At 36.9% G+C, this 26,849-nt stretch carries 28 protein-coding genes and 1 riboswitch; of the genes, 6 read left to right on the top strand and 22 right to left on the bottom strand.

Going from position 1 to position 26,849, the window contains the following annotated elements:
• Positions 1-153 precede the first annotated feature (153 nt).
• From JCM9140_RS02175 to thiC, 6 genes are all read right to left on the bottom strand, one after another.
• Positions 154-648 (bottom strand): CBO0543 family protein, encoded by a 495-nt coding sequence (locus JCM9140_RS02175; protein WP_034741685.1) that lies wholly within the window; start codon positions 646-648, stop codon positions 154-156.
• Positions 649-811: 163 nt separating this feature from the next.
• The gene (locus JCM9140_RS02170; protein ID WP_034741682.1) at positions 812-2,257 is read right to left on the bottom strand and encodes a sigma-54-dependent transcriptional regulator; all 1,446 of its coding nucleotides are present in this window, start codon (positions 2,255-2,257) and stop codon (positions 812-814) included.
• A 2-nt stretch (positions 2,258-2,259) separates the two neighbouring features.
• The gene (locus tag JCM9140_RS02165; protein ID WP_034741679.1) at positions 2,260-3,909 is read right to left on the bottom strand and encodes a sensor histidine kinase; all 1,650 of its coding nucleotides are present in this window, start codon (positions 3,907-3,909) and stop codon (positions 2,260-2,262) included.
• A gap of 8 nt (positions 3,910-3,917) precedes the next feature.
• Positions 3,918-5,063 (bottom strand): iron-containing alcohol dehydrogenase, encoded by a 1,146-nt coding sequence (locus JCM9140_RS02160; RefSeq protein ID WP_034741677.1) that lies wholly within the window; start codon positions 5,061-5,063, stop codon positions 3,918-3,920.
• A gap of 112 nt (positions 5,064-5,175) precedes the next feature.
• On the bottom strand, positions 5,176-5,343 hold the full coding sequence (locus JCM9140_RS23495) for a serine protease (RefSeq protein WP_156314723.1): 168 nt from the start codon (positions 5,341-5,343) through the stop codon (positions 5,176-5,178).
• 21 nt (positions 5,344-5,364) lie between these two features.
• Complete coding sequence (thiC, locus tag JCM9140_RS02155) at positions 5,365-7,152, bottom strand: phosphomethylpyrimidine synthase ThiC (protein WP_034741674.1); 1,788 nt, start codon at positions 7,150-7,152, stop codon at positions 5,365-5,367.
• 129 nt (positions 7,153-7,281) lie between these two features.
• Positions 7,282-7,396: riboswitch (TPP riboswitch) on the bottom strand.
• 312 nt (positions 7,397-7,708) lie between these two features.
• On the opposite strand from thiC, the gene JCM9140_RS02150 reads away from it, so the two are divergent.
• Entirely contained in the window at positions 7,709-8,509 is an 801-nt protein-coding gene (locus JCM9140_RS02150; RefSeq protein WP_439644256.1) for a 2-hydroxyacid dehydrogenase, read from the top strand.
• A gap of 62 nt (positions 8,510-8,571) precedes the next feature.
• On the opposite strand, the gene JCM9140_RS02145 is transcribed toward JCM9140_RS02150, so the two are convergent.
• The 3 genes from JCM9140_RS02145 to JCM9140_RS02135 all read right to left on the bottom strand — a co-directional run bounded on the left by JCM9140_RS02145 (position 8,572) and on the right by JCM9140_RS02135 (position 11,620).
• The gene (locus JCM9140_RS02145) at positions 8,572-8,889 is read right to left on the bottom strand and encodes a hypothetical protein (protein ID WP_052002006.1); all 318 of its coding nucleotides are present in this window, start codon (positions 8,887-8,889) and stop codon (positions 8,572-8,574) included.
• 139 nt (positions 8,890-9,028) lie between these two features.
• Complete coding sequence (gene ssuE, locus JCM9140_RS02140; RefSeq protein WP_034741671.1) at positions 9,029-9,562, bottom strand: NADPH-dependent FMN reductase; 534 nt, start codon at positions 9,560-9,562, stop codon at positions 9,029-9,031.
• Positions 9,563-10,564: 1,002 nt separating this feature from the next.
• Entirely contained in the window at positions 10,565-11,620 is a 1,056-nt protein-coding gene (locus JCM9140_RS02135) for a DUF3900 domain-containing protein (RefSeq protein ID WP_034741668.1), read from the bottom strand.
• A gap of 171 nt (positions 11,621-11,791) precedes the next feature.
• Here JCM9140_RS02135 and JCM9140_RS02130 point away from each other — a divergent pair, with 171 nt between their 5' ends.
• Complete coding sequence (locus JCM9140_RS02130) at positions 11,792-13,219, top strand: hypothetical protein (RefSeq protein ID WP_034741665.1); 1,428 nt, start codon at positions 11,792-11,794, stop codon at positions 13,217-13,219.
• A 116-nt stretch (positions 13,220-13,335) separates the two neighbouring features.
• Here JCM9140_RS02130 and JCM9140_RS02125 read toward each other — a convergent pair whose 3' ends face one another.
• The 3 genes from JCM9140_RS02125 to JCM9140_RS02115 all read right to left on the bottom strand — a co-directional run bounded on the left by JCM9140_RS02125 (position 13,336) and on the right by JCM9140_RS02115 (position 16,489).
• Complete coding sequence (locus JCM9140_RS02125) at positions 13,336-14,361, bottom strand: ion channel (protein WP_034741662.1); 1,026 nt, start codon at positions 14,359-14,361, stop codon at positions 13,336-13,338.
• Positions 14,362-14,480: 119 nt separating this feature from the next.
• Entirely contained in the window at positions 14,481-15,146 is a 666-nt protein-coding gene (locus tag JCM9140_RS02120) for a potassium channel family protein (protein ID WP_034741659.1), read from the bottom strand.
• Positions 15,147-15,295: 149 nt separating this feature from the next.
• On the bottom strand, positions 15,296-16,489 hold the full coding sequence (locus JCM9140_RS02115; RefSeq protein ID WP_034741656.1) for an alanyl-tRNA editing protein: 1,194 nt from the start codon (positions 16,487-16,489) through the stop codon (positions 15,296-15,298).
• Positions 16,490-16,595: 106 nt separating this feature from the next.
• Between JCM9140_RS02115 and JCM9140_RS02110 the strand changes: the two genes are divergently transcribed.
• Entirely contained in the window at positions 16,596-17,027 is a 432-nt protein-coding gene (locus JCM9140_RS02110; protein ID WP_034741653.1) for a CBS domain-containing protein, read from the top strand.
• A gap of 88 nt (positions 17,028-17,115) precedes the next feature.
• Here the strand turns inward: JCM9140_RS02110 and JCM9140_RS02105 are convergent, their stop codons facing one another.
• Together JCM9140_RS02105 and JCM9140_RS23490 are read right to left on the bottom strand one after the other, a co-directional pair.
• Positions 17,116-17,319: an alpha/beta-type small acid-soluble spore protein gene (locus JCM9140_RS02105; RefSeq protein WP_034741651.1), complete on the bottom strand. Its 204-nt coding sequence runs from the start codon at positions 17,317-17,319 to the stop codon at positions 17,116-17,118.
• 146 nt (positions 17,320-17,465) lie between these two features.
• Positions 17,466-17,615 carry a hypothetical protein gene (locus tag JCM9140_RS23490; RefSeq protein WP_166485444.1) on the bottom strand — a complete coding sequence of 50 codons (150 nt, stop codon included), beginning with the start codon at positions 17,613-17,615 and terminating at the stop codon, positions 17,466-17,468.
• Between the two features lie 159 nt (positions 17,616-17,774).
• On the opposite strand from JCM9140_RS23490, the gene JCM9140_RS02100 reads away from it, so the two are divergent.
• Entirely contained in the window at positions 17,775-18,182 is a 408-nt protein-coding gene (locus tag JCM9140_RS02100; RefSeq protein ID WP_034741649.1) for a DUF4395 family protein, read from the top strand.
• A 140-nt stretch (positions 18,183-18,322) separates the two neighbouring features.
• On the opposite strand, the gene JCM9140_RS02095 is transcribed toward JCM9140_RS02100, so the two are convergent.
• The 5 genes from JCM9140_RS02095 to JCM9140_RS02075 all read right to left on the bottom strand — a co-directional run bounded on the left by JCM9140_RS02095 (position 18,323) and on the right by JCM9140_RS02075 (position 23,210).
• Positions 18,323-18,517: an alpha/beta-type small acid-soluble spore protein gene (locus tag JCM9140_RS02095; protein ID WP_034741646.1), complete on the bottom strand. Its 195-nt coding sequence runs from the start codon at positions 18,515-18,517 to the stop codon at positions 18,323-18,325.
• A 110-nt stretch (positions 18,518-18,627) separates the two neighbouring features.
• Positions 18,628-19,494, bottom strand: a complete 867-nt coding sequence (locus tag JCM9140_RS02090; protein ID WP_034741643.1) for a 5'-3' exonuclease — start codon at positions 19,492-19,494, stop codon at positions 18,628-18,630.
• Positions 19,495-19,646: 152 nt separating this feature from the next.
• Positions 19,647-21,131 carry a glucose-6-phosphate dehydrogenase gene (gene zwf / locus JCM9140_RS02085; protein WP_034741640.1) on the bottom strand — a complete coding sequence of 495 codons (1,485 nt, stop codon included), beginning with the start codon at positions 21,129-21,131 and terminating at the stop codon, positions 19,647-19,649.
• Between the two features lie 156 nt (positions 21,132-21,287).
• The gene (locus tag JCM9140_RS02080; RefSeq protein WP_034741768.1) at positions 21,288-22,337 is read right to left on the bottom strand and encodes a two-component system sensor histidine kinase NtrB; all 1,050 of its coding nucleotides are present in this window, start codon (positions 22,335-22,337) and stop codon (positions 21,288-21,290) included.
• Positions 22,338-22,511: 174 nt separating this feature from the next.
• Entirely contained in the window at positions 22,512-23,210 is a 699-nt protein-coding gene (locus JCM9140_RS02075; RefSeq protein ID WP_052002004.1) for a class I SAM-dependent methyltransferase, read from the bottom strand.
• A gap of 173 nt (positions 23,211-23,383) precedes the next feature.
• On the opposite strand from JCM9140_RS02075, the gene JCM9140_RS02070 reads away from it, so the two are divergent.
• Together JCM9140_RS02070 and JCM9140_RS02065 are read left to right on the top strand one after the other, a co-directional pair.
• The gene (locus tag JCM9140_RS02070; RefSeq protein ID WP_052002003.1) at positions 23,384-23,626 is read left to right on the top strand and encodes a hypothetical protein; all 243 of its coding nucleotides are present in this window, start codon (positions 23,384-23,386) and stop codon (positions 23,624-23,626) included.
• Positions 23,627-23,810: 184 nt separating this feature from the next.
• Positions 23,811-24,089 (top strand): hypothetical protein, encoded by a 279-nt coding sequence (locus tag JCM9140_RS02065; RefSeq protein WP_034741634.1) that lies wholly within the window; start codon positions 23,811-23,813, stop codon positions 24,087-24,089.
• Between the two features lie 97 nt (positions 24,090-24,186).
• Here the strand turns inward: JCM9140_RS02065 and JCM9140_RS02060 are convergent, their stop codons facing one another.
• From JCM9140_RS02060 to JCM9140_RS02050, 3 genes are all read right to left on the bottom strand, one after another.
• Positions 24,187-24,882, bottom strand: a complete 696-nt coding sequence (locus tag JCM9140_RS02060; protein WP_034741632.1) for an MgtC/SapB family protein — start codon at positions 24,880-24,882, stop codon at positions 24,187-24,189.
• 194 nt (positions 24,883-25,076) lie between these two features.
• Entirely contained in the window at positions 25,077-25,709 is a 633-nt protein-coding gene (locus JCM9140_RS02055) for a CAP domain-containing protein (RefSeq protein ID WP_034741630.1), read from the bottom strand.
• A gap of 91 nt (positions 25,710-25,800) precedes the next feature.
• Positions 25,801-26,784: an aldo/keto reductase gene (locus JCM9140_RS02050; RefSeq protein WP_034741627.1), complete on the bottom strand. Its 984-nt coding sequence runs from the start codon at positions 26,782-26,784 to the stop codon at positions 25,801-25,803.
• Between the last annotated feature and the right edge of the window lie 65 nt (positions 26,785-26,849).

Genomic DNA, 26,849 nt, shown 5'->3' with positions numbered 1-26,849 from the left:
TTAAAATTTCTGTATTTTCATTATAAAATCTCGCTCTTTCTATTTGCACCATCATATTGTAGGAAACCTTCATTACTTTTTAGTCGTAAAAGAGTATAAAAAGACGAGAACCTAACCATTATGTTAGGTCCTCGCCTTATTAAAAATATAACATTAATCCTGGACTGAAAGCTGCTTGGTGTTCACTTTTCTAATTATGGAGATAATAAAACGGCACATTAGAAATTTGACTAAAAGACTTATGAAAGAATGAGTTCCACTCCAGCCGTTTTTCCAAGAAATTAAATTTGTTTTTTTCTCAGCAATTGTTTCAATGATAACTTGAGGAATAACTAAAATGAAAAGCTTTCCCAAAAGCCCCGCTGGCTTACTATGAAGAGTCCATTGATTAAAATAAAGGAGCAACAATGGGTATATCAAGAAATCAAATGGCAAGTGAATGGGAACCTTTTTGGAGAATGGCTTTACTTTATATTCTAAATATCCTTTAGACACAAGAAATCGGTCTGCATAGGAATTGCCAATGCAACTAACAAGATATACGATAATCCAATCTTTTAATGGTTTTTTTATAATCGCAAAAGGTAACAAAACTGCTGCTACAACCGAAGTGACATACAAAAACAAACGCTCTTCTACACGATTCACGAATTCACCTCCTGTAACATTTCATTTCTTTTACTTTCTCTCCGTTTCTAAAAAACATTCATTTAACCTTTTGAAATATGTATGCCCATCAATCAAAAAGATCACGTAAAGAAATCAGCAAAAAGAGCTGACTCAAAAAAACCTAACTGAGTCAGCTCCCTTTCTAACTTCCTTTTTCATTTAACAAATACCGTAATTTTCTCATGCTAATTTGTAGCCGTTCTGCCGCTATTTTTCGGTCCCCAACTGTTTCTTTTAGCGTTTTCTGTACAAACTCCTTTCCGATCATCGTTTCTAGCTCTTTTACTCTCTTTAACACCGTTTCTAATTCTATATCCTCATCTGCTTTCCACAACTTTAATAGTTGTGAAGTCCATTGGGTAACATAACTCTCAAAATCCTCTTGATTTTCACTTTTCTTTGATTCCGGATGTTCATGTACGTTAACTGCTAACAATTTATCAGGAAGATATGATCTAGTTATTATAGCTACTTCCCCTTCTGCAAGTGCAACTGCACGTTTGGTAATATTGTTAAGTTCACGAATATTTCCAGGCCAGCTGTACTCTTTAAAAAGTTCGATGACATCCGCTGAAAAATTCAAATTTGAATTTTGTTTTATTAATAAGTGTGAGACTAGTAGAGGTAAATCTCCAATTCTCTCCCGCAACGGTGGAATGGTTAATTTGACGACATCCAATCGATACAATAAATCTTCTCGAAACTTTTTCTCTTCAACAGCCTTTACAAGGTTAACATGAGATGCTGCTATAATTCTTGTATTTGTTTTTCTAATCGTTTCATCTCCCACTCTCATAAATTCACCCGTCTCTAACACACGTAAAAGCTTCACTTGTGTAGAAGGGGAAGCTTCTCCAATTTCATCGAGAAACAACGTCCCATTGCTGGCAATCTCAAAAATTCCCTTTTTCTCCTTTACTGCACCCGAAAACGCTCCCTTTTCATGTCCAAACAGTTCACTTTCTAAAAGCGCTTCTGAAATGGCACCGCAATTAATTGCAATAAACGGTTGATTTCTTCGTTTGCTCGCCTGGTGTATGTATTTTGCAAGAACTTCCTTCCCTGTCCCTGTTTCTCCATCGATTAAAACATTTACGTTTTTGGTTGAAATTTTATACGCCGTTGTAAGGAGTTGATGCATGCTACCGCTTTGTCCAAACACAAATCCTACCTGCTCCGCTAGCTCTAACATGTGTGTCTGTTCTGAAGTAGCCGTATTATGAAGCAATTGGTCTATCAATTCCTCGAGCTGATCAATATCATCAAAAGGTTTTTCAATATAATCATTAGCTCCTAACTTAATCGCATCAACTGCAGTTTTTACCGTGCTATATCCTGTCATGATAACGGTCTTACAACGCGAATGATGTGCTTTCATGTTTGCGAGTAACGACAGCCCACTCGTGTCAGGAAGTTTGACATCAAGTAACGCCAAATCGTATGCCTTTTTTGCTACTAATTCATGGTACTCTGCTCCACTATGCCCTACATCAACTTCATAACCTTTTAAAGTTAATAAATGTTTCAAAAAATTTCCGACTTCAATTTCATCATCAATAATAATGATTTTTCGTAAGTTGCTTTTCATTTTTAACCCCTTTCCTCTTTTTTAGGGAGAATCAATGTAAACCTACTCCCTTTTCCATAGAGGCTTTCTACTTCAATCGAACCCCCATGAGATTTGGCAATCCCGAGGCTGACCGAAAGTCCAAGACCGGAGCCTTTTACTGCTTTTTTTGTCGTAAAAAATGGATTAAATATATTTTGAATCATGTCTGCTTCGATTCCTGTTCCATTATCCGTTATCATCAAGCAAACAGATTCATTATTCTCATACGTTTCAATCTGAATGAGCTTCTTCTCACAATCCATTTCTTCTAACGCTTGCTTTGCATTAATCAATAGATTAATAGCAATTTGTTCTAATTGTTGTAAGCTGCCGTTAATCTTCGGTAATGAATCACTTAAGGCAAGTTTGATTTCGATGTTTTGGTGTTCAATTTGATATCGAATCAAATGCAATACTTGTTCAACAACTTTATTCATCGAACACTCTTGAAACTCATATTCATCCTGCCTTGAAAACGTCAGTAAACTTCGGATAATATGTTTGCATCGAATCCCACATTGATGGATATCTTCTAATAGTTTAAATTCACTTGTTTCCTTTTTCGTTGTTCGTAATAATAATTGAGCATTCCCCAATACAGCTGTAAGAGGATTATTTAACTCATGCGCAACACCAGCTGCCATCTCTCCTATTGCTGCAAGCTTTCCTGAGTGAAGCAATTGTCCTTCAATTTGGCGCTTTTCCGTTACATCGTTCATGTAAATAATCACTTCTGTTACTTCGTTACTGTTATTTAGTGATGGATAACATTCCACTTCACATATTCGATTTTGAACGGTGATTTGTTTTGAAACATTTTGTTTCATTTGTAACGTTTCAGCTAATGGGGTTTCAGATGCATTCATTTGCAACAATTCATAAAATGTCCGTTGAGAAATAGCGGTGTCATCTAATTGGAAAAATTGCTTAACAGCATAATTGCATAACGTAATTTTTTCATTCCTGTCAACGACAAAAATCATACTTGGAACAGATTTGAACGTTTCTTCCCATTCTTTTTTACTTTTTAAGACCGTTCTATATAGGCGAACATTCTCCAGACAGGCGGCGATTTGATCAGATAATTGTTGCAAAAAGACAAAATCTGCTTCCTCATATGGAATTTCAGATTTGCTTTCAAAACTGAATACTCCTACCACGTTTCCCTTGCTTTCTAAAGGATAAAGAAACATCGACTGTGTTCCTAATTTATCAAGCGAATCTTTTTCAAAAAATGGTGGTTCTTGGTCTTGAAACTCATTCTTTATAATAGGCTGCTTTGTTTCAAGAACGGATTGAAATAAAGAATTCTTTAGAGGGAAACAGGTATTAGGCTGAATGGTTAATGAACAACTAGGATAGACATTTTTCAAAATTAATTCATTCCCTTCAATGACAGAAAGATATAGCCGGTGAATAGGGAAAATTTGATTTAGTCTCTCTAGTATATTAGCGAGCATTTCATCCATCGGTTTATCAACGTTAAAGCTTTTTGTTACCTCATTGATAATCTCTAATTGCATATTTTTCTTTTGGAGCTCAATAACCGTCTTTTTTAATTCTGTGTAATAACTCCTTTTCGAAGATTTCACTCCTGTTAAAAGATCAATCATTTCCATTCTACTATTCATGGATCCTCCTACAGTGCCTGATGAAATAATCGTTCAACATCAACAATAGATATTTCTCGAGGATTTGTTATCATACAAGCATCCTCAAGTGCTGTTATACTCATTTCTTTTATATGATCAGAATGTAACCCCATGTCTTTGAGACTCTTTGGAGCTCCTATATCTTTTGACAATCTTCTAACATTCTCAATTCCACTCAAGGCAAGTTGAATTGTTGATTTCCCAAAACGATCTTCCCCTAACATTTCTGCAATTGTTGCAAATTTATCTGGACAAGCAAGTAAGTTAAACTCCATCACATGCGGAAGTAAAATTGCGTTAACATCTCCATGTTGAAAGGGAAAACGTCCACCCACAGCGTGTGACATGGCATGAACAGCACCAAGAATTGCATTAGAGAAAGCCAACCCTGCCTGCAAACTTGCCATCGCCATCTTCGTTTTTGCTTCTTTATTGGATCTTGATGCCACGGAAGGTCGTAAATATTGACCAACGAGCTTAATGGCATTTGTAGCTTGTACATCTGTTAAAGGTGTTGCAGCCACACTAACGTATGCTTCAATAGCATGTGTTAACACGTCTAAACCTGTCGCAGCCGTTAATTGCGGGCTTTTTGACGAAAGGGTTTGAGGATCAATGATGGCGATGTCTGGAATCAATGATTTTGAGACGATCGTCATCTTTTTCTTTCTCTTTGAATCAATAATAATGGAAAACTGTGAAACTTCTGAACCTGACCCGGCCGTTGTTGGTATCATAATTTGAGGGGGCAATGGCGCATGAATACGATCAATCCCTTCATAATCATGAATCGTTCCTTTATTGGTTGACAGGAGAGCAATGGCTTTTGCTACATCAATGGCACTTCCCCCACCCAAACCTATCACTGAATCACATCCATGTTCCAGATACAGTGCTTTCCCCTTCTCGACTTCAAAGTCTTTTGGGTTAACCGTTAAATCATCAAATATGACATAATCCATGCCAGCCTCTTTGCAGCTCATAAGGATGATTTCCAAGCATTCTTCATGAATAATCCCTGGATCACAGACGATCAACACCTTTTTTGCTCCTAAACGTAAGCTACATTCTCCAACCTGACTAATGGAACCGCTTCCAAAAATCACTTCAGGCATGACGAATTTAGTAATCATGCTACCACCCTTTGTCCTAGTTTCTTTTTGATATCATTCGACAAATTTAAAACAATTCCTTCAACACCATACAAAAAAACCCAAGAGGTTTCCCCCCTGGGTGTACGAGTCATTAGTAATACAGAACTTCAATTTTCTCGCAATGCAAACACTTCCTATATAACGTTTCCCCTTCAAACGTATGTTGACAATTTTGTTGAAGGTCTTTTAAGTAATTCTCCCAAAAAAGGAGGTCCTGCTTGAGTTCGTCAATTTTTCTTTGAATCTCAGGTACATGCATCTTGAAACCTCCTATAGGTTTTTACTGATAAAGCTTCCCACCAGATTGTTTGAATTGTTCAGCTTTTTCTTGTAACCCTTTTTCAATTGCTTCTGTCGTTTCTAATTTATGTTCCTTTGCATATTGTCTGATATCATGAGAAATTCTCATGCTACAAAACTTTGGTCCACACATTGAGCAAAAATGAGCGGTTTTCGCCCCTTCGGCTGGCAGCGTTTCATCATGGTATTCAATCGCTCGTTCTGGATCGAGTGCCAAATGAAACTGATCTCTCCAACGAAATTCAAAACGAGCCTTAGACAATGCATCATCTCGAACTCTTGCTCCAGGATGACCTTTTGCTAAATCAGCTGCATGAGCAGCTATTTTGTACGTAATAACTCCTTCTCGAACATCGTCACGATTAGGAAGGCCTAGATGCTCTTTCGGAGTCACATAGCACAACATTGCTGTACCAAACCACCCAATCATAGCTGCTCCAATTGCTGATGTAATATGGTCATAACCAGGTGCAATGTCCGTCGTTAAAGGGCCTAACGTATAAAATGGAGCTTCATGACACATTTCAAGCTGCTTATCCATATTTTCTTTAATTAAGTGCATCGGAACATGCCCCGGTCCTTCGACCATGACTTGAACATCATGCTCCCATGCTAATTTCGTTAATTCTCCTAACGTTTCTAATTCAGCGAACTGTGCTTCATCATTCGCATCGGCAATGGATCCTGGACGTAAGCCATCTCCTAACGAAAAGGCAATGTCATATGTTTTCATAATTTCACAGATTTCTTCAAAATGTGTATAAAGGAAATTTTCTTGATGGTGATACAAACACCACTGTGCCATAATGGATCCTCCGCGAGAAACAATCCCTGTCAAACGTTTTGCCGTTAACGGGACATACCGAAGCAAAACACCGGCATGAATAGTGAAATAGTCAACTCCTTGTTCAGCTTGCTCGATAAGCGTATCTCGATACACGTCCCATGTTAAATTCTCAGCAATTCCATTTACTTTTTCGAGCGCTTGATATAAAGGAACGGTACCTACAGGAACAGCCGAATTACGGATAATCCATTCACGTGTCGTATGAATATTCTTTCCCGTTGATAAATCCATCATCGTATCCGCACCCCAGCGCGTTGCCCATGTCATTTTCTCAACCTCTTCTTCAATCGAAGAAGTTACCGCGGAATTCCCAATATTCGCATTAATTTTGACATGAAAATTCCTTCCGATAATCATAGGCTCTGTTTCTGGATGGTTTATATTTGCAGGGATAATGGCTCTACCTTTTGCCACTTCCTCTCTAACAAACTCAGGATCAAGATTCTCTCTTATTGCAATAAACTCCATTTCAGGCGTAATGATTCCTTTTTTGGCGTAATGGAGTTGAGTCACATTCTTTCCTTGTTTCGCTCGTAATGGCTTCCGTTCGAGCCCAGGAAAAATATGTGCATTTGCACGTGGATCATCCGCTTTTATATAGCCGTTATCTTCTGGTTTCACTTGTCGCCCTGCATACTCTTCCACATCGTTTCGTTCAAAAATCCACTGACTTCGTAAAGCGGGCAAGCCTTTTGTAATGTCGATCTCGTAGTGTTGGTCAGTGTAAGGACCACTTGTGTCATATACACGGACTGGTGGGTTTTCTTCTTCTCCAACCGTTCCTGTAGTCGGACTTAATTCAATTTCTCTCATCGGTACCTGGATGTCAGCTCTTGAACCTTGAACATATACTTTTTTGCTCCCTGAAAAACTAGACATAATTGAAATGTTCTTGTCGTTTAAAGAGGGTGTTGTGGACATTTGAATCTCTCCTTTTTTTGAAATAGAAAAGGACAAGATCTTACAGAGCTAGGGAAGGGAAGAAAAACAAAATAAGCCGGAACCAAACAAATGGTTTGGACCCGGCTAATTGATAGAAGTAAATAAACATAACTCACTCTTAAACTTCCCCACGCTGGTATGAGCCAGATCAGGTCCAAAGGGTCAACAATCTTCTAAGTTCTTGTTTCTCAGCCCAACTCATTGGACTCCCCTAGTTAATCTATTAAATTTGCTTACATTGCCATTATATAGCAATTAGATAATTAGTCAACCCTCCTCCTTTAAACTTTCTCCCATTTAATCTTGGTCATTTTTGTGGTAAAGTTTTTTTAACTATGCGGTAGAGAGGAGATTGTATGAAGAAGAACATTATCGTTTACATGAGAGTCGATCATCGAATCATTGAAGAACTATAAAAAAGGATTATCATGTAACAAGCTTTCAAAACCATGAATACATAGGTGATCCAGCATTTGACCGGGCACTAGAAGACGCAGATGGCATTATCGGATTAGCATTAAACGTTTCAAAAGAGTTGATAGACCGATCCCCTAACCTTAAAATAGTTTCAAACGTTTCGGTTGGCTATGATAATTTGGATGTTGCCGAATTAACAAAACGAAACATTATGGCGACAAATACACCTGGAATCCTAGATGATACAACGGCTGATGCCATTTTTGGGTTAATGTTATCAACAGCAAGAAGAATTCCCGAATTAAACCAATTTGTGAAAGACGGAAAATGGAATATTTCCCTCCAACCCGATCAATACGGGGTAGACGTTCATCACAAGACACTTGGTATCATTGGCATGGGGAATATTGGCAGTGCGATTGCTAAAAGAGCTAACCTTGGCTTTGGAATGAACATTCTCTATCATAATCGTTCAAGGAACAAACAGGCTGAAGAGGCATACCAAGCTATTTATTGTGACCTAGATGAACTTCTTGAACAGTCAGATTTCGTTTGTTTAATGGTACCTGCAACAAAAGAAACAGAGAAGTTGATGGGAGAACGTCAATTTAAAAAAATGAAAAATACAGCTATTTTTATTAATGGTTCACGAGGAAAAAATGTAGATGAGGATGCTCTTTATGATGCATTACAAAATAAGGACATTTTAGCTGCAGGCATCGATGTTTTCACTGAGGAACCAACAAACCCTAAGAACCCATTACTTTCACTAAAAAATATAGTTACATTACCACATATCGGTTCATCAACGACCGAATGTGAGTATAACATGTCAAAACTCGCTGCCGATAATCTTAAAAGTGGATTAAAGGGGGAAAAGCCTCCTTCTATAATCAACCCTGAAATATTCGGAAACTAAAAGTATAGAGACAAAATAACGGTTTGTCTTAAAAGATGTAATTTCAAGACAAACCGTTGTTCTTACCTATTATTTAAATACGTTTCAAGAATTTGTTTCACATGTTCAGACTCTTCAGAACTGATACTATAATGATCACCGCTTAATTTGCCTGATATATTTTGTACTCCTTGCTTTTTAAGAAAATCAACAACATCGTCAACATGTTCGTTTTGCGTCAACAAAACTTTTTTCCCTATAAATTCTTCATTAACGTAAATATCATAAGAATCATGTGCTTCTTTAATGTTTGTTGTGTCATCATTAGTATCAAAAAAGCCTAATAAAGGAAACTGTTGAGCGCCTGAACTACCGCCCGTATTGGCTGAATTTATAAACATACTCTTCACCCCTTTACTACTATGTTTCCACATAGGGTGAGTTGTATGTATTGTAAAACCAACCATGAACCTTTTACGTTTTAGAAGCACAAAAAAGAACGAACATCAAACTCATGTCGTTCTTTCTTATTGAACCAGATTATTGCTTTTTAAGTTCAACGACTAAATCAGCAAATGAACGTTCTAATCGCTCTTTAGCTTCTTGTTCAATCGTTGTACTCCCATCATCATTACGCACGACACATGTATCGAGGGTGTATACACCTTTAATCATATTTTGCGCTCCTAATGAGGCAAGAACTGGTTTTAAACTGTAGTCAATTGCCAATAAATGAGCAATTGTTCCGCCTAGCATTAAGGGAAGAACAATTTTGTTTTCTAAGCCTTTTTGCGGAAGAAGATCCAAATACGTTTTTAAGATCCCTGTAAAAGATGCCTTATATACCTGACTTGCGACAATTACAGCGTCTGCTTCTTCTACTTTTTTATTCGCAGCAACTACCGCATCACTGTTAAATTTCGCTAAAATTAAATCTTCAGCTGGAATATCAATGACATGCAACTCTTCAACATCTATTCCTTTTGCGCTTAAATAGTTGCTTGCATAATCAACAATTCCTTTTAATCTTGTCGTTTTCGAAGGACCACCTGAGATAATAACGATTTTAGACATTGTATGACACTCCTCTTTTTTCATGCTCTTCTACCCAAAATAATTATCCCTTTCAACTTTATGTCATTCCCATTTCAAATGTCAAATCATATGGCTTCTAGCAATTTCTAATTATTTCTGTTTAACCTCACGTTTCCTTTTGTTATTAGCATTTCGATCAATGAGCTAAATATTCAACATCGTTAGCGCGAATTAAGAATAGGTAATATACAAATAAGAACCCCCAGAAATACAGTAAAGGGTTTACTTGTGAAGTGCAAAACGGCAAAACACAGACAAATTCACACGTTAAATCACACGAATTTTCACAACCTAATTCACAATATAATTTGCCTATTAAAAAGGCACGAAGACTGATTCTTCGTGCCTTTGTTTTCATATTATCTTATCGAACGCATGCGTTTGTTCAATGAACCACTCCTTATTCATGTATAAGACCCCATCCCTCCATATAAGAGTGGACCAATGTGAGAATCTGCAACATGGGTTGATATAATAAGGGGAGAAACTTCCCTTAATTAAGAAATGGCACCGAAAATAGTGGAATTAGACGGAATAATTCCCGCTAATTCCTTTATAAACATGATAATTTGATTTCTGTGTATGCTTAAAGGGAAAACTTCCCCTTATTTATCCCTAATCAAGCTATATTTTGCAGTTTAAAGGGAAGACTTCCCCTTATTTTGACTATCTTTGGAGAAAACTTCGTATACTACAAAATCAATTTTTACAATTCTCCTCTTTTACATTAGAATTCACATAGCAAATCACATCAAATTCATAAGAAGGAAATATTTCTTTCCACCTAAGTGAATAGGTGTGCGAACTTCTGTGTGGTTTTACATCTATACAGTAATAAACATTGATATAACAACAAAAAAACACATGTGATTTCTTGTGAAATCGCATGTGTTTTCTGTGAATGGCTTGTTTGCACCTCTAAAGTAAACCCCCCAGAAATACAGGAGTTCACTTTTATACAATTAACTTAATTTTAATAAGTTAACGTCCAATCCTCTTTAACACCTCATCAAGTGGCTCCGGCTTTAAAAATTCTACTGGCGAAACCCCCTTCTCAAACGTAAATGCATCCCCTTCAATGACAATCACATATTTCCCGTTTACTTTCGCAATATGAAGGGATTCACCAAAGTCAGATAACATCGCCTTCACATCGATATGATCAAGCTTAAGCTTTAGTGGAATTTCTGGTTGATGTTCAATAATGGGTGCAGAAGCTTCTACCACTTGTTCTGGTGTCCACTTCTCCTGTATTTCCCTTACCGGAGTATTCGACCATGCTTCCATATATTCTTCTTCTTGTATCCGTTCTGGACTTTCTTCTTGATACGTTTCAGCAATATGCTGGTGAGCAATTTGCATCACTTGTGTTTTGACGATTTCTGGCATCGATTGGTGATACTCAACAAATTTTAAGAAGTCTTCAAAATAGCGAGCATGTGAAGATTGGTGAATTTTCAACTCCCACTCTTCTACCATTCCCTCTTCAGGCATAAAAGGATATTGAATGGACTTCATATTTTTCGTTGTAATCGCTCGTTCTACTTGTTGGATCATCGTTTTTTCGTCTGTTATCGTTGCCACCTTTTGTTCAAAATCACATTTTAAAACAAATACAAAAGGGGCATCAAAATATTTCGTTAGTTTCGCACGAAGGACAAGCAAAGCCCCTCCTCTTATCGCGCTAGTATCCATGTACATTTGCACCAACTCTTCAGCGCTATCTTTGAAATCTTCAGTTGCTTGAGCTGTTCGAATTCGCTGAAATAAATTATAATTCGGATTTGAATCTAAATCATAGCCTGGTTCAACTATAAAACGCCCAATCTTTGTTGGAACTGAATCAGACTTAGGATTTCTCTCTACTTTTCTCTTTGCGACCTTCATTAATTCCCCATCAAGAAACTCTTTTAAAGCACTTTCTCCATACATCGATTCATTTAATGTTTGATAATGTTTATAGCGTTTGTCTGCTTGTTCTCCTTGTCCCTCCACTTGGACAACAAAAAAGGATAAATAAGTAATCGTAAAATCCATGTAACCACCCTTGTTCTCTAATTCCATTTCCAAATTGACGTTCGTATTATATCATTGTTTTTCCATTTTGTATCTTTGTTCTATTTTTGTGTAACCTTTTTCACATATTATTGGGCTCCTGCATAAGATGGCATCGTTTCTTCTAACATCCGAAAAAAGGAGATTAGAGCTATGGAACTTACAATTGCACATTGGTTATATTTAATAGGAACATGTTTGATTATCGTAACGATGCTGTTTCGACAAAATGTTGTCGTGCCAGCTATCTTGTTTAGTTTCTTAATTGGTTGGATCTATAATGGATCTTTCTTAATGGGGCTTCAAGCGATTTTTAATGCCAGTTTAACAGCTGCTGGTGAGTTGTTTCATATCTTTTTAATTATTGCGATCATGACCGCATTGCTTCAATCATTAAAATCGATTGGTGCAGATGAACAAATGGTCATTCCGTTTCAAAAAGTGATGAAAAATGGTCACCTTTCCTTTTGGATTTTGGTCATTGTGACGTATTCACTCTCACTCTTTTTCTGGCCAGCACCTGCTGTGCCGCTTATTGGTGCTTTGCTAATTCCTGTTGCCATTAAAGCAGGACTTCCACCAATTGGCGCGGCTGTTGCCATTTCATTAGCAGGACACGGAATGGCCTTATCATCAGACTTTGTTCTTCAAGTTGCTCCAGCATTAACGGCTTCCACTTCTGGAATAGAGGCTGCTGCTGTGGCTGACCGAGCGTTTATTTTATCGCTTATTTCTGGCTTGATTGCTTTATCGATCGCCTATTTCATGATCCGTAAATCAATCAAACGTCCTTCTAAACAAAATGTCGTTGAGTGGGAAAACACAAGCGACAATGACATCAACTTAAATACAGATGATACAAAGATCATTACTGGAAAACATAGCAAGCTCTTTGCCATTCTTGTTCCAACTAGTTTTTTAGTTATTGTTTTCTGTGTTGTCTTTGCAACATTTTCGGACCTTCTCCCTGCGATTGAAGACGGAGCCGGTGCCGCTTTAATCGGTGGTGTTGCAGTTCTTTTACTCATTGCGATTTCATTATTCCGGGATTATCGGAACACGTTAAAAGAGGTTAGTAATCATATCGTCAAAGGATTCGTCTTTGCCTTTAAAGTGATGGGTCTTGTCATCCCGATTGCTGGGTTCTTCTTTATGGGTAGTGGGGATTTCTCTGGTAGCATTTTAGGGATAAACGATCCAGACAAAGCCCCTGCCTTTTTATTTGACTTAGTTGAGGCAAGTCAACATGCGATTCCGGATAACGTGTTTATTACTGGATTTGGTATTCTTCTCCTAGGAATGATTTCTGGTCTTGATGGCTCAGGTTTCTCTGCCCTTCCACTAATCGGATCTTTATCTGACTCGTTTGCAGTTGCCGCTGGAATTGACCCAGCAACGTTAGCCGCTATTGGTCAGATGGGTGCGATTTGGGTAGGTGGCGGTACACTTGTCGCATGGTCTCCAATTATTGCAATTGCAGGCTTTGCGAAAATCAACGTACTAGACCTTGTTCGAAAGAGTTTTATTCCAGTTATAATCGCGCTAACCGTTACGACAATCATTGGGTTGCTTTTGTTGTAAGATGATATTTATAGTCAGATCTACTTTGAAATATGCTTTAACTCAAATATGCGAAATACACTCTAAGAAGAGAAAGCGCTTGGATTCTTTTACTGACCCAAGCGCTTTTTGAAACTTTAAGGTGTTGATATTTTTTCATAAGCTTCTTTGCTACAAATGACATACAATTCTGCATCAACTGGAATGGGTGCTTCTAATTTCTTTAACAACGTAAAATCATTTCGATCAGAAATTAAAGTAGCTCCAATGGACTTTAAGTCCTCAAATGCGTCATTATACGTTGTCCAAAAAGGTTGTTTTTTGATTTTCCTAATATCAACACCACTTTTCCGACTAAGAAGCTTCATAATTAACTTACTTGAACCTTTGTCAACAGCTGACTTTGCCATTAAATCCGATAAAGCTTCATCTGCAATAACAAATTCATCTACATTAGCATGCTTGAAATTCGCAATATGCTTTTCTTTTAAAATCTCTACAATCGTATAAATATCTTTTTCCATTTCAACTGCATAGCCCTCAATGGCAGAAACGGTTAATAAGGACTGACCATCTGCAGCTGTTGGATTGAATTCATTGTCTCGAGTAAAAATCAAGACTGCTTTTGCATGAAGTATATTGGCTTTTTCTAGGGTTTCCTTATCTGTCGGGTCTCCTTGAATATAAGATAATTTTTCATGTTCAAAAGGGGTTTTTTCCTTTGAGTCTATGACCAGTATTCTTGCATGTTCATCTATTTCGAGTATTTCATTCATCGTATGCTTGGCTTTACCTGACCACCCAACGATGACATAATGGCCTTTCCCTTTATAACGCAATCTCCCTTCCTCCTTAAACTTTCGGTATACTCCAAATCCCTCAACTATCTTTCCGATCACAATCCCGATTAAACCTATACCAACAAAATATAAAAACAAACCAAAAACACGACCTAATGTCGTCTCTGGAACAAAATCTCCATATCCCGTTGTGGTTACAGTTGTCATCACATACCAAAATCCGATAAAAGGATCAGGGAACATAGCGGGTTCCAACCAATGAATAAAAAATGCACTACTAATTAAAAACACTACTGTAAATAAAAGCAAAGTAAGCTTTTTTATCCGTACTGTCATCTTCATAATTTCAAATATAAATAACATCTAAAGCAATCTCCCTTTTTTGAGGAACTGACTTTATTCTTCCATATATTTTTTGAAAATATGAAGAGAGGTGCCAAAAAAATCTTAGGCAGCACCCCCCATTCTCTTTCATCTATGTTTTACATTCCTTCATCTTCAAAGCGTTTCAAATCATTTTTATGTCCTATTACCACTAACATATCGTTCTCATAAATGACCTCATTCGGGAGAGGCGATACATTAATCTCTTCTCCTCGTTTAATCGCTAACACCGTACAACCATATTTTGCTCGGATGTTGATCTCAACTAGTGATTTATGATGAATTTTCTTTGTGGCTAACAATTCCACTATACTGTACTCATCTGATAATTCGATATAATCAACAATCTTCTCTGAATGTAAATGCTGAGCGATACGGATGCCCATATCGTGCTCTGGATGTATGATTCGGTCAGCACCTATTTTCTCAAGAACTTTGTGGTGATAAGCATTTTGTGCTTTTACCCATACATTCGGAATTTCCATTTCCTTTAACAACAAAGTCGTTAGGATACTTGTTTGAATGTTATCACCAATAGCAACGATCACGTATTCAAAGTTTCTAATTCCTAATGCTTTTAACGCCTTTTCATCTGTTGAATTAGCAATAACGGCATGTGTGGCGAATGTAGCAAATTCATTTACTTTGTGGTCACGATTATCAATTGCTAATACTTGATGACCCATTTTATAAAGTTCTTTACAAATACTTCCACCAAACCGTCCTAATCCAATAACAGCAAACTGCTTTTTATTACTCGCCATTTTCCCACTCCCTTGCTTTCCGCCACATACTATAATGAAAATAACTTCTCCCCTTCATAAATAACGAATCTTGGCTTGTCATGATAAGATATTCAACCTTACGCGTTTCTGACTCACTTTCAGCTAATTTACCGAGGAGAGTTATTCATTTAGACTTCTTCCTCTTGAACACACGCTCGAATGTATTGTAGCACCTCACTTGACGAACCATTTGAATCTCCTCCACCTTGGACAAATCTTTCAGTCCCTCCGCCTTTTCCGTTCATAAACGTTAGTGCTTTTAATATTGGTTTTTTGCAAGGAGTTCTTGAGTTCTCACCTTTTGCCCCTATCACTTGAAGTCTTGATTCGTTTCTCGATACAAAAAAGACTGTACAATTTGGATTTTGTTCAACAATGATTTGAGCAAGCTGCTGTAATTCTTTAAAGGAACGTTCCTCAAACATACGCTCAATGATGAGTTCACCATCAGCAATCATTTCTTTGGCTTCAAAATAAAGAAGTTTCTCTTTCAAGTGCGTAATCTCGATTTGAGCTTCTTTTTCTTTCAATAAACGTTTTTCCACAACATGAAGAAGTTCATGTTCAGGTGAATGTAACGCTTTTGTTAAATTAAGTAACGTATTGTGTTTGCGATCAAACTGCTCAAGTACTCGTTCTCCACAAATAAAGGAGACTCTCGTCTGTTTCTTATGGCGTTCCCATTGTAGTACTTTGAGTGCTCCCACTTCTCCAGTTGACTTCGGATGCGTGCCTCCACAAGCATTTTGATCGAAATCTGGAATGATAACGAGACGAATATTCCCCTTAACACTTGGTTTTTTTCTCAGATGATATTGACTTATCTCTTCTTCACGTACCCATTTCGTTTCAATGGCTCTATTTTCCAGAATTAGCTTATTGACTATTTTAACAGCCTCTTTCACTTCTTCTTCACCTAATTTTTCTGTAGCAAGATCAATCGTACAAACTTCTTTTCCTAAATGAAAGCTAACGGTTTCAAATTGGAATACGTTAGCAAAGGCTGCTGATAACATATGTTGACCGCAATGTTGTTGCATATGATCAAACCTTCTTTCCCAATCAATCACTCCGTGCACATGGTCATGATTAGGAAGAATACTTTTTAATTTATGCCTAATTTCTCCATCTATTTCCTCGACACCAATAACAGGTATTCCTTGAATGTGACCTGTGTCACATGGTTGTCCACCACCTGTTGGATAAAAAGCCGTTTCGGATAAAGTAACATACCAATTTCCCTCAACACCTTGTTCTTGTTTCAACACTCTAGCGCTAAATTGTTTTTGCTCGGAATCAGTATAATACAATTTTTTTGTCATCTTATGCTCTCCTAAATTGGTTTTTCATATGCTCATCATACCATTTGACTCTATACGTATAAAACTTCTTTCTTAAGAGATACTCTTCATGAAAGGAGTGTTCAATATGGCACAAAACATTAATGAAATTATGTCTAAAGATGTTATTACGATTGAAGCTAATCAATCGATTCAAGAAGCAGCATCCATGATGAAATCTCATGATATTGGTTCAATACCGGTTACAAAAAACGGTGAATTAGTGGGGATTATCACAGATCGTGATATTACTATTCGTGCTACAGCAAGTGGCGATGGTACGAATGTTTCTTGTGAGGAGTGTATGTCAACAAACTTAACGGTAGCCTCTCCATCAACAGACCCTCATGAAGCAGCGAACATGATGGCCGCGCATCAAATTCGTCGTTTACCTGTTGTGGAAAATGGCAAAGTTGTAGGTATGGTTGCCATTGGTGACTTAGCAACCGTTAACATTTACGAAAATGAAGCTGGCGAAGCCCTTTCAGAAATTTCAGAGGAACATCATGACTTAACCTAATGATCAAGGAGGCCATTTTTAGATGGTCTCCTTTTTTTGCACGAAAAAGCAGCTTAAACATTTTGTTTAAGCTGCAAGCCATTTTTTATTATTTTTGAATTCCACCAAACTGTTGTTCAGCTTGTTGTACAAGTCGCTTAGTGATTTCGCCACCAACAGACCCGTTTGAACGAGACGTTTCATCAGAACCGAGTTTCACACCAAACTCTTGTGCAATCTCGTATTTCATTTGGTCTAAAGCTTGTTCTACTCCTGGAACTAAAAGCTTATTGCTGCTACTGTTGTTTGCCATCTCTATCACCTCGCTTTCTTCTTACTACCTATCGTGTGTAATAACATGTAACTTATGTACAACTTGAACTGGTAATCATTTCATTACGAAGAAAAAGACCCTAAAAGGGTCTTTCTAAAGCTATGTGTAAAAACATTCTTGATATGTTATTTGTTGTTTTTACGATTCTTACGGTTATTGCGGTTATTTAAATCTTGGGCATCATTCTCTTCTGCAAACTCAACATTAGTGTTTTCTACTTCTGCATTGTTATTGTTGTTGTTATTATTGTTGTTGTTTTTGTTACGTTTAGCCATTTCTATCACCTCCTTAGCAAATATATTATTACCGAACAAATGTAAAACCATTCCATCGTTCTCAAAAAAATCATTCAATTCCTAGAGTCTTGCAATTCTGCAGTCAAAAAAGAAATACGTTATAATATAAATTAAGTAAGGAAGTAAGGAGGGTTTATTGTGGGAATTCCGAAACCACTTGTACAAACAAATCAGCTATTTATCGTAATGACTGTTCTTTTAAGTATGTTCTTATCATTTTGGATCTTGCTTATTCCATTTTTCATTGGTGTCATCACTCTTTTAACGAAAAAAAATCCAATTATGCTTATAGGAAAAAAATTCTTAAAAAAACCAAGCAAGAAATATATTCTTGAAGATCCTGCACAACAATTGTTCAATCAATGGATTGCTACTATCTGTTTAGGATTATCATTTCTTTTTTTCTTTCTAGAATCTGTCGTTTTAGGTTATGTGTTTAGCATAATGGTATTGCTTGCTGCAGGAATAGCTTTATTAGGCTTTTGTATAGGTTGTACCATTCGATATCGTTATCTAATGTGGAAACACAAAAGATTTAATGTGTGAGCACTACGGTTACACTATCACTTTTTAGTATACTTATTTTGTTTTGTGCCTTTTGATCGTGGATGTCACTAATTAACTCATAAAAAAATAACAGCTTGAACTCATCAAAGATGGTTCAAGCTGTTTACATCCATTACTTATTAAAATTGTCCGCCGAATTGTTGTTCAGCTTGTTGAACTAAACGCTTAGTGATTTCTCCGCCAACAGAACCGTTAGCACGAGCAGTTGCGTCTGCACCTAATTGAACACCAAACTCTTGTGCAATTTCGTACTTCATTTGATCCAATGCTTGTTCTACTCCTGGTACTAGAAGTTGATTATTGCTGTTTGCCATTCTTACTCACCTCGCTTTGTTCATTTTCATTAGTTAGATTGCATCAATTACATGAAAATATGTAAAATAAAACGAGGAATTTTTTTCATATGTTTGAAGAAGCTTCAAATCTAATGTTTCAGTAGTTGCTCTAAGTTTTTTAACTCTAACTCTGCAAATTTCTTTTTCATTTTTTCTTGATTAATATGGAATGTAGCCTCATCTAATGAACATTCAATCTCCATTTCGCAGTGGATCGTAGCTAGCTTTCTACATAGGTGAAGCATCTCAAGCTCCTCCTCAATCTTTTTTCTTTGTCCTTTTGTTAAAGATTCCATGTTTTCTAAAATACCTTCAATTGAGCCATGTGATTGAAGCAACTTTAGCGCAGTCTTTTCCCATCCTTTTACTCCTGGATAATTATCACTGCTATCCCCCATCAAAGCTTTTAAATCAATCATTTGGGCTGCATGAATTCCTTTTTCCTCATGAAATCGTTCTTTCGTGAAAACATCATAGTTTCCATACCCTTTTTTAAATAAAATGACTGTTATATTGCTATCTAATAATTGAAGAATATCCTGGTCTCCGGTTAAAATAGCAACATCCATTTGTTGACTAAGCTGTTTCGCTAGTGTTCCAATGCAATCATCGGCTTCAAAACCTTCTAACCCAATGTTCGGAATATCTAGTTCTTCCACTACTTCTTTCACTAAGTCAAATTGCGGAATTAATTCTACTAGTGGTTCTCCTCGGTTAGCTTTGTACGCAGGGTATAGTTCTGTTCGATATGTCTTACTGCCCATATCCCAGCAGCAAATAACGTGTGTTGGTTTATGTTCATTAACCGCTGTAAATAAATGTTTTACAAATCCATGAATGGCATTAGTTGGAATCCCTTTGCTATTCACCATAAAATACCCACTCATAGCTGTTGCGTAAAACGCACGGAACAATAACGCCATTCCATCAACTAATAACACTTTTTCCTTATTCATCCTTTTTCTCCTCTTCTATTAAATAAAAGAGGGTATCCCAGTTTGGGACACCCCCGAATCAATGAGCAAGGCTACAACTTTTCACAGAAAATAGTACCTTATTAGAACATAAGCAATGCCCTTGCTTCATTTTTAACCCTTAGAATTTAAATTTACCCTCTAGATGTAATGGGCCACCAATGAAATCCATCATCTGCAAGTAATTTATCAGCTTGCTTTGGTCCCATCGAACCAGCTTCGTACGTTGCAACCTCTACTTCCCTGCTCTCCCAAGCTTTCGAGATTGTATCTATAAAGGTCCATGATAAGTCAACCTCATCCCAATGGGCAAAGTTCGTCGCATCACCCAAAATACAATCATGAATAAGACGTTCATAAGCTTCTGGCGTATTAGCTGTATCAACACAATCGTGGCAATAATCAAGTTTTACAGGTGTTGTCTCTCCAGACGTCCCTACTTTTTTACCGTTAAGGTGTAGAGTAATCCCTTCATCCGGTTGGATTGAGATTTCCAATAAATTAGAATACATATTTGCGTTTTCGCTGTAATACAAGTTCATTGGACGATCTTTAAACTGAATGACAATCTTTGTAGACTTTTGTGTCATACGTTTTCCTGTACGAATGTAAAACGGCACACCTGCCCAACGATGGTTATCGATTAGAATTTTACCAGCCACATACGTCTCCGTAATGGATTCCGGGTCAACATTCTTTTCTTCGCGATAGCCCTTTACTTCTTCCCCGTCTATCATACCCGTTTCATACTGACCTCTAACAAAATAGTTCGGTGTTTCTTCTACTGTGAAATTTCTAAATGCACGTAGAACCTTAATCTTTTCACTTCTTATTTCATCTGTCGTTAAACGGATTGGAGGGTCCATGGCAAGGAGCGACACCATTTGCAACATATGATTTTGGACCATATCTCGAAGAGCTCCGGATTTCTCGTAATATCCACCTCGGTCTTCTACACCTAACGTTTCGCTAGATGTAATCTGAATGTTAGATATGTACTGATTATTCCAAAGTGGCTCAAAGATGGCATTTGCAAATCGAATGACTTCAATATTTTGGACCATATCTTTTCCTAGATAATGATCAATTCGATAGATTTCTTCCTCTGAGAACGCTTGACGAATTTCATTGTTCAACTTCTCTGCTGATGGAAGATCTCGTCCGAAAGGTTTCTCAATAATCAGTCTTGTCCATCCAGATGTTTCTGTTACATTTTCAGATTTTAAATTGGAAGCAATCGTTCCAAAGTATTCTGGTGACATCGCCATGTAAAACACTCGATTTCCTGGAATTTCATATTTTTCATCCAAGTTTTCAAGCATCGTATCCAATTCCCGATAGGATTCTTTGTTCGTTACGTCAAAAGGTAGATAGTAAAAATGTTCACAAAACTCTTCTACTAGACTAGGGTCTTCTCCTTCAGGCAAAGACTTTGTAATATTCTCCCGTAACGTTTCGTTTGTCCAGTCTCGTCTTGCCACCCCGACAACGGCGAAGTTTTTAGATAATTTCTCCGCTTTATAAAGTTTATAAATTGATGGAAATAATTTTCTTTTTGCTAAGTCTCCTGTTACTCCAAAAATAACAAAAGCTGTTTTTGGTTTCTCTCTTTTTTCCATTCCTTCCAGCCTCTCTTTACGTTAGTTACTCTCTTCTCCTACTAAAAAAGTAACGCAAACTTGCTTATTTAGTCAACATATCTGCCTAACTATCTTCATTTTTGCCATTCATACCATAAAATAACCGAATCTTTTCGGGAAAAAGAATTCATATGTTTATTTTACAAAAGCAGGGATTGTAATGAAAAATGTAGTCCCTATCCCAACTTCACTTTTCACTTCTACTATCCCTTTATGATTTTTAATAATATTATACGAAACCATCAATCCAAGTCCAGTTCCTTTTTCTTTCGTCGTAAAAAAAGAAGTTCCCATTTTTTCTATTTCTTCTTTTTGAATACCATATCCTTGATCTTTGATCTTAATAAGTACATTCCCATTATGAGTGTCCACGGAAATAAAAATTTTCTTATTTTCTTGAGAAGCATCTAGAGCATTTTTTAAAAGGTTAAGTAAAACTTGCTTTAATTGTGATTCACTTCCATTTACAAACACAGAAGGAAGCTCATGAGTAAACTCAACTTGTACTTGCTTTTTAAATAACTCAGTCTCCAATAAGAAAATAACATCATCAATGACGGAGACTAGATTTACTTCACTATAGATCTCGTCTTGAGGTTTTGAATATTTTAATAGATCATTTGCAATAGTCTGAACTCGTTCAAGTTCATCTTCCATAATCTTTATATATTTTGGATTCCTATTGTCATCAAGTTTCATTAACTGAATAAAACCTTTCAATGATGTGAGAGGATTGCGAATTTCATGAACAATACCTGCTGAGATTTCTCCAAGCATTGAGAGCTTCTCTGATTGAATTAATAGCTTCTCTGCTTCTTTTCTTTCTTTAATATCATGAATATGAATTAGTGCATAAATGTTGTCGTTTAAAAAGTACGGAGAAGCCATTATTTCAACATCAAATACCTCTCCATCTGCTCGAATCATCTTTTGCTCCATCATTTCAGCAACCTTACCATGATGTATCACCTGATACAGTCTATTTTTACATATAGCATGGTAATCTTCATGCAAAAACTTATGAAAACTTTCTTGCAGAAAATCCTCTTTATTAACTTTCAACATCCTCAAGGCAGCTTTGTTGGCATAATGGTTTTGTTTGTCATCTACGATCATAATAGCCCCTAAGGAATTTTCCACCATTTGTTTGAAGTCAAAGATATCTTCAGTCACATGATTATTCAAGTTCGCCACCAATTTCCCTTACTCATTTAAGTTCCTTCTCCCGAAAACTATATCACTAAAATGAATTGTAGCATAATGCCAGCCTTTTATGCAGATCAACTACATATTTCTACAATTATATCGTTTTATAAACAAAGATTAAACAAAAATTTTGAATAATCGAACCTTTTCTCTTTATTTTTTACACTTTAAAACGATGCTCTCTATATTTTTTCCTAATTCTTTTTGGATTTTTACATGTGTATCTAATACATGTAATAATTCAGGATCTATATTTGGAGTAAGTTGAATATCGATTGGTTGAGCTGGTAATGGCGATGAGTTATGAAATGGCTTTATCGTTTTAAACCCTGCTCTTTCTATTTTTTTTACTAACTGAGTTTCATCATGTAGTTCCTTAACGCCATAAAACTCTTTAAACGTCTCCCTATCACCTATCGTCATATCCTTTACGATCATTTCATTTATGATTAAAGTTCCATTGTCTTTTAATACACGATAGCATTCATTTAATGCTTGATTTATGTCAACAAAAGCTAACAACGACTCACATAGTACAAAGTCAAACATTTTGGAATCAAATGGCAAGTTCTCAACAGTTCCTTCGATGATTTGTATAGATGTCTGTTCCTTTTTTTTTCGTTGCTCTAATGTTCTGATCATGACTGGATGATGCTCCAATCCAACTACATGGCAATTAAATGTTTTTGCAATATAGAATGCAGAGTCGCCAGTTCCGCAACCGACGTCCAATACTTTCATTTCTTTTTCGAAGGATTCTTTTTGCAGGACAGCTTTCGTTCTATCAAATCCCCCTGGATGAGCACTGCCAATTTGGAACTCACCAAGTAAATCTACGTAACTATATGGCATCATAATTCCCCCACTCTTGTCGTCTTTTTTGTATTGTATGATGACTTTTTTTACTCGTTCCTCGAGACAGGAGCTTAATTTCGTTCTTCATAGGCCGATTCACAATCAGAATGAGATGAAATCAATAGTATAAAAGTGAACACCTTGTAACTAACAGAAAGGAGAAGATTTTCATGAACTATTATGATTTGTGCTGCCGATACAAAGGGCAAGTTGTCACAATCTCTTGTCATGATGGGAAGAAATATTGTGGAACGATTACACATGTAACAGATACACATGTATACCTTCAGCCTAGCGGGTCTCACTTTGGTGGATTTGGATACGGCTGGGGCGCCGGCTGGGGCTGGGGGCTTCCAATCGCCCTTGGAGCTATCGGTGGTTTAGCATTAGGTACGGCTCTTTGGTGGATCTAAGATAGGCCTATATTAGAAAAGGGGGCATCCCCCCTTTTCTATATACAATATAATAAAAAACTCCCCGAAAGATCCTCACAGCAAGCATATCCACTCTGACAATATTTCTTTTATAGGTGTAGACACACGCAAGATTCTAAGAACATGAATACGATAAAAGAGTGTTGGTGTGAGGAGGGGCATCATGAGTGACGTAGAACAAAAAATAAAAGAACTTGACTTAAAAATTAAAGAGGTTGAAGGGAAATTAGAAGCCTTACAAGTCGTAAATGAGCAACAACTTAAACAAAACGATGTTCCGGATATTGTCAACAATATTCTGTCTGAAAAAGAATTTGCATTAGAGCAAGAAATAGAGAAAAAAATGAATGAACAACAGCTCCAACTAATTAAATGGTCAGCTGGTACCGGAATAAGCGTAATAGTTGTTGTCATCAGTATCTTTAGAATCTTTTTCATGTAGCAATAGCGGGGCAAAAACTTAGCTCACCATCGAAGAAAGGTTACACTCATATTTGAATCCATGCCCCAAGTTTATTTTCATTCCTTCCCACTTCATTTCACCTTGATTCTAACTCAACTCCCACTACATGTTCCATTTTCTTAATTGCATAATAAATATCAGTCGTATAAATGCGATCATCTACAAGTAAAAGTACCTCCATTTGTTGAAGATTAGTATCGCGTAAATCTTTCACTCGTACTTTTCTAGCTTTCATTTGTTGTTTTTTCATCTCTTTTAGAAGGATGGTTAAGTGTTCTTCTTCATTCATTGTAATCTTCACTTTTACTTCCTTTTGTCTCAACGCTTTTGGACCAATAAATTTCATTAAAAATGGCAAAAACTCAACACTTATTAACAACAGAGCAGTCGCGACTACTGCCTCTAACCAAAACCCAGCCCCACAAGCAATGCCAATTCCCCCAGCACCCCAAATCATTGCAGCTGTCGTTAAACCTGAAATCATATCGTTATTTCTTCTTAAAATGACACCAGCCCCTAAGAAACCAATACCTGATACAATTTGTGCAGCTAGACGCAATGGGTCCATGGGTTTGCTATGGGCTACCGAATATGCCTCTGCACCGGCAACGGAAACAAATGTTAATAAACAACTCATAATTCCGATAACCAGGCACGTCTTTAACCCTAAAGGCTTTCTTTTTAATTCTCTTTCTATACCGATAACGGTACATAAGATTGTAGCAATTGCTAAATTAAACAAAAAGCTATTTGGTTCTAAACTTATATACATGTGATTCCTCCATTACGGCCCTTTCTTAATACTATTTCGCTAAAAATTAATATAATCCCTCTATTCCTTTTTTTCGTAAACTTGTTATTATATATTTTTATAACAATGAATAACCCACAACCAAACGAAAAAAGCCTATACGTAAAAGAAGATGCCTCTTTTTAGAGACATCTTCTTCTCAGTTTTCCGATTACTTACCTTGATTGAATAAACATTTGAACCCAAGCTCCATGATAAAAACCAACACCAATTGAATTGTATTCTGGTTTTAGAATGTTTTCTCTATGTCCAGGTGAATTCATCCAATCTCTCATTACTTGTTCAGGCGTTGTTTGCCCTTTGGCAATGTTTTCACCAGCCGTTCGATAGCTAATGCCAAATGTGCGTAGCATATCAAAAGGCGACCCATAGTTCGGGCTATTATGTGAGAAATAATTTGAATTGATCATATCTTCTGCTTTTCGATGAGCAACATTTTTTAAATCTGCTCGATGCTGCAATGGATTTAAACCACGTTGTCTTCTTTCTTGATTCACCAGTGCGACAACCTGATCTTCAAATGCGCTATGGTGAGACGCTTCTGGTTTTAGGCGGATAACTTCTCCAACCTGCATGTTAGTTGGAACAACATCCGGATTTAACCTCATTAATTCACGGTAATCAAGTCCATACCTTTTTGCAATGAACCAGAAAGAATCGCCACGAGAAACTTTATAGTGGGAAAATGGTGGCTCATTAAACATCTTGATTTCTGCATTTGCAGATGGTTGGACATAGAAAAGTGACATTAGAACTACAACGGCCATTAATACATGTAATCGTTTCATTTTTACCTCCAAGAAAATGTTATTTCAACTTTATTTTCTCTAGGTTTATCAAAACGATACATGAAATGGCTGATTTGGGAAGATTTTTTATTTAATACACACCACGAATATGCGAATGGACCTCTGTTTCATAAAAATCTTTTAGCTTTTGTAATTCCAGCTCGCTAAAAGAGGGGACTGATACAGCTCCCAAATTGTCTTCTACTTGTTTCACTGTCTTAAAACCAGGAATGGCACAAGTCACCGCTTCTTGGTCAAGGATGTAGCGAAGAGCCGCCCTTGTCATATTGCCTCGACCTTCTTCAATCCATTTTAATTTTTGACTCAGTTCCACTCCTTTTTGAAACTCGAGTCCTCCAAATGTTTCTCCAACGTTAAACGCATCGCCGTTACGATTAAAGTTACGATGATCATCACTTGCAAATGAATCTTCTTTTGTGAATTTACCGGTAAGCAAACCACTCGCTAATGGAACACGAGCTAAAATTCCAACACCTTTTTCTTGTGCTAATGGAAATAATGCATCCAACGGTTTTTGTCTTAACATGTTAAAGATAACTTGTAACGCTTTCACATTAGGGTTATTTAAGCAATATAGACCTTCTTCAACCGTCTCAACACTCACTCCATAATAACGAATCTTTCCTTCTTGTTGAAGTTGATCAAGGACTTCAAACACTCCCCCGTCCTTTAAAATTTCAAATGGAGGACAATGAATTTGAAATAAATCAATTCGTTCGCGTTGCAAACGCTTTAAACTCGCTTCGCAATAAGCTCGTACACTTTCTGCTGAATATGTTTTTAAATCATGAATATCGCCTGCACGGCAAAATTTTGTTGCTATATGGATGTCGTCCTCTTTTCCTTTTGTTGCTTCGCCAAGCAATTTCTCTGCATGTCCGTCCCCATACACATCAGCGGTATCAAAAAAGTTCACTCCAGCTGCCATTGCTTTTTCCAATCCTAGTATAGCCTCTTTATCGTCTGAAGTTCCCCATGATCCACCAATTGCCCACGTTCCAAAGCTTAATTCACTTACTTTTAACTCGGTATCACCTAATTGACGATAATTCATTTACATCTCTCCCTTATGAATAATGGTGAGTACCTGATTATCTTAATCAGGTACTCATCTAACAT

Source organism: Halalkalibacter wakoensis JCM 9140 (assembly GCF_000513095.1).
GTDB classification, from domain to species: Bacteria; Bacillota; Bacilli; order Bacillales; family Bacillaceae_D; genus Halalkalibacter; species Halalkalibacter wakoensis.
The sequence above is the reverse complement of the archived record's forward strand: the minus strand, read 5'-3'. Positions and strand labels throughout refer to the sequence as shown.

What these genes read in the sequence shown, in the direction of transcription:
- JCM9140_RS02095 (WP_034741646.1), bottom strand. Translation starts at nt 18,517, where the DNA reads ATGGCAAACAGCAATAATCAACTTCTAGTACCAGGAGTAGAACAAGCA.
- JCM9140_RS02145 (WP_052002006.1), bottom strand. Translation starts at nt 8,889, where the DNA reads ATGTTTATAAATTCAGCCAATACGGGCGGTAGTTCAGGCGCTCAACAG.
- JCM9140_RS02165 (WP_034741679.1), bottom strand. Translation starts at nt 3,909, where the DNA reads ATGAATAGTAGAATGGAAATGATTGATCTTTTAACAGGAGTGAAATCT.
- JCM9140_RS02170 (WP_034741682.1), bottom strand. Translation starts at nt 2,257, where the DNA reads ATGAAAAGCAACTTACGAAAAATCATTATTATTGATGATGAAATTGAA.
- JCM9140_RS23490 (WP_166485444.1), bottom strand. Translation starts at nt 17,615, where the DNA reads ATGGCTAAACGTAACAAAAACAACAACAATAATAACAACAACAATAAC.
- JCM9140_RS02070 (WP_052002003.1), top strand. Translation starts at nt 23,384, where the DNA reads ATGAACTATTATGATTTGTGCTGCCGATACAAAGGGCAAGTTGTCACA.
- JCM9140_RS02050 (WP_034741627.1), bottom strand. Translation starts at nt 26,784, where the DNA reads ATGAATTATCGTCAATTAGGTGATACCGAGTTAAAAGTAAGTGAATTA.
- JCM9140_RS02115 (WP_034741656.1), bottom strand. Translation starts at nt 16,489, where the DNA reads ATGACAAAAAAATTGTATTATACTGATTCCGAGCAAAAACAATTTAGC.
- JCM9140_RS02055 (WP_034741630.1), bottom strand. Translation starts at nt 25,709, where the DNA reads ATGAAACGATTACATGTATTAATGGCCGTTGTAGTTCTAATGTCACTT.
- JCM9140_RS02130 (WP_034741665.1), top strand. Translation starts at nt 11,792, where the DNA reads ATGGAACTTACAATTGCACATTGGTTATATTTAATAGGAACATGTTTG.
- ssuE (WP_034741671.1), bottom strand. Translation starts at nt 9,562, where the DNA reads ATGTCTAAAATCGTTATTATCTCAGGTGGTCCTTCGAAAACGACAAGA.
- JCM9140_RS23495 (WP_156314723.1), bottom strand. Translation starts at nt 5,343, where the DNA reads ATGCATGTACCTGAGATTCAAAGAAAAATTGACGAACTCAAGCAGGAC.
- JCM9140_RS02110 (WP_034741653.1), top strand. Translation starts at nt 16,596, where the DNA reads ATGGCACAAAACATTAATGAAATTATGTCTAAAGATGTTATTACGATT.
- JCM9140_RS02135 (WP_034741668.1), bottom strand. Translation starts at nt 11,620, where the DNA reads ATGGATTTTACGATTACTTATTTATCCTTTTTTGTTGTCCAAGTGGAG.
- JCM9140_RS02075 (WP_052002004.1), bottom strand. Translation starts at nt 23,210, where the DNA reads ATGCCATATAGTTACGTAGATTTACTTGGTGAGTTCCAAATTGGCAGT.
- zwf (WP_034741640.1), bottom strand. Translation starts at nt 21,131, where the DNA reads ATGGAAAAAAGAGAGAAACCAAAAACAGCTTTTGTTATTTTTGGAGTA.
- JCM9140_RS02060 (WP_034741632.1), bottom strand. Translation starts at nt 24,882, where the DNA reads ATGTATATAAGTTTAGAACCAAATAGCTTTTTGTTTAATTTAGCAATT.
- JCM9140_RS02105 (WP_034741651.1), bottom strand. Translation starts at nt 17,319, where the DNA reads ATGGCAAACAACAGTAGCAGCAATAAGCTTTTAGTTCCAGGAGTAGAA.
- thiC (WP_034741674.1), bottom strand. Translation starts at nt 7,152, where the DNA reads ATGTCCACAACACCCTCTTTAAACGACAAGAACATTTCAATTATGTCT.
- JCM9140_RS02125 (WP_034741662.1), bottom strand. Translation starts at nt 14,361, where the DNA reads ATGTTATTTATATTTGAAATTATGAAGATGACAGTACGGATAAAAAAG.
- JCM9140_RS02065 (WP_034741634.1), top strand. Translation starts at nt 23,811, where the DNA reads ATGAGTGACGTAGAACAAAAAATAAAAGAACTTGACTTAAAAATTAAA.
- JCM9140_RS02160 (WP_034741677.1), bottom strand. Translation starts at nt 5,063, where the DNA reads ATGATTACTAAATTCGTCATGCCTGAAGTGATTTTTGGAAGCGGTTCC.
- JCM9140_RS02120 (WP_034741659.1), bottom strand. Translation starts at nt 15,146, where the DNA reads ATGGCGAGTAATAAAAAGCAGTTTGCTGTTATTGGATTAGGACGGTTT.
- JCM9140_RS02090 (WP_034741643.1), bottom strand. Translation starts at nt 19,494, where the DNA reads ATGAATAAGGAAAAAGTGTTATTAGTTGATGGAATGGCGTTATTGTTC.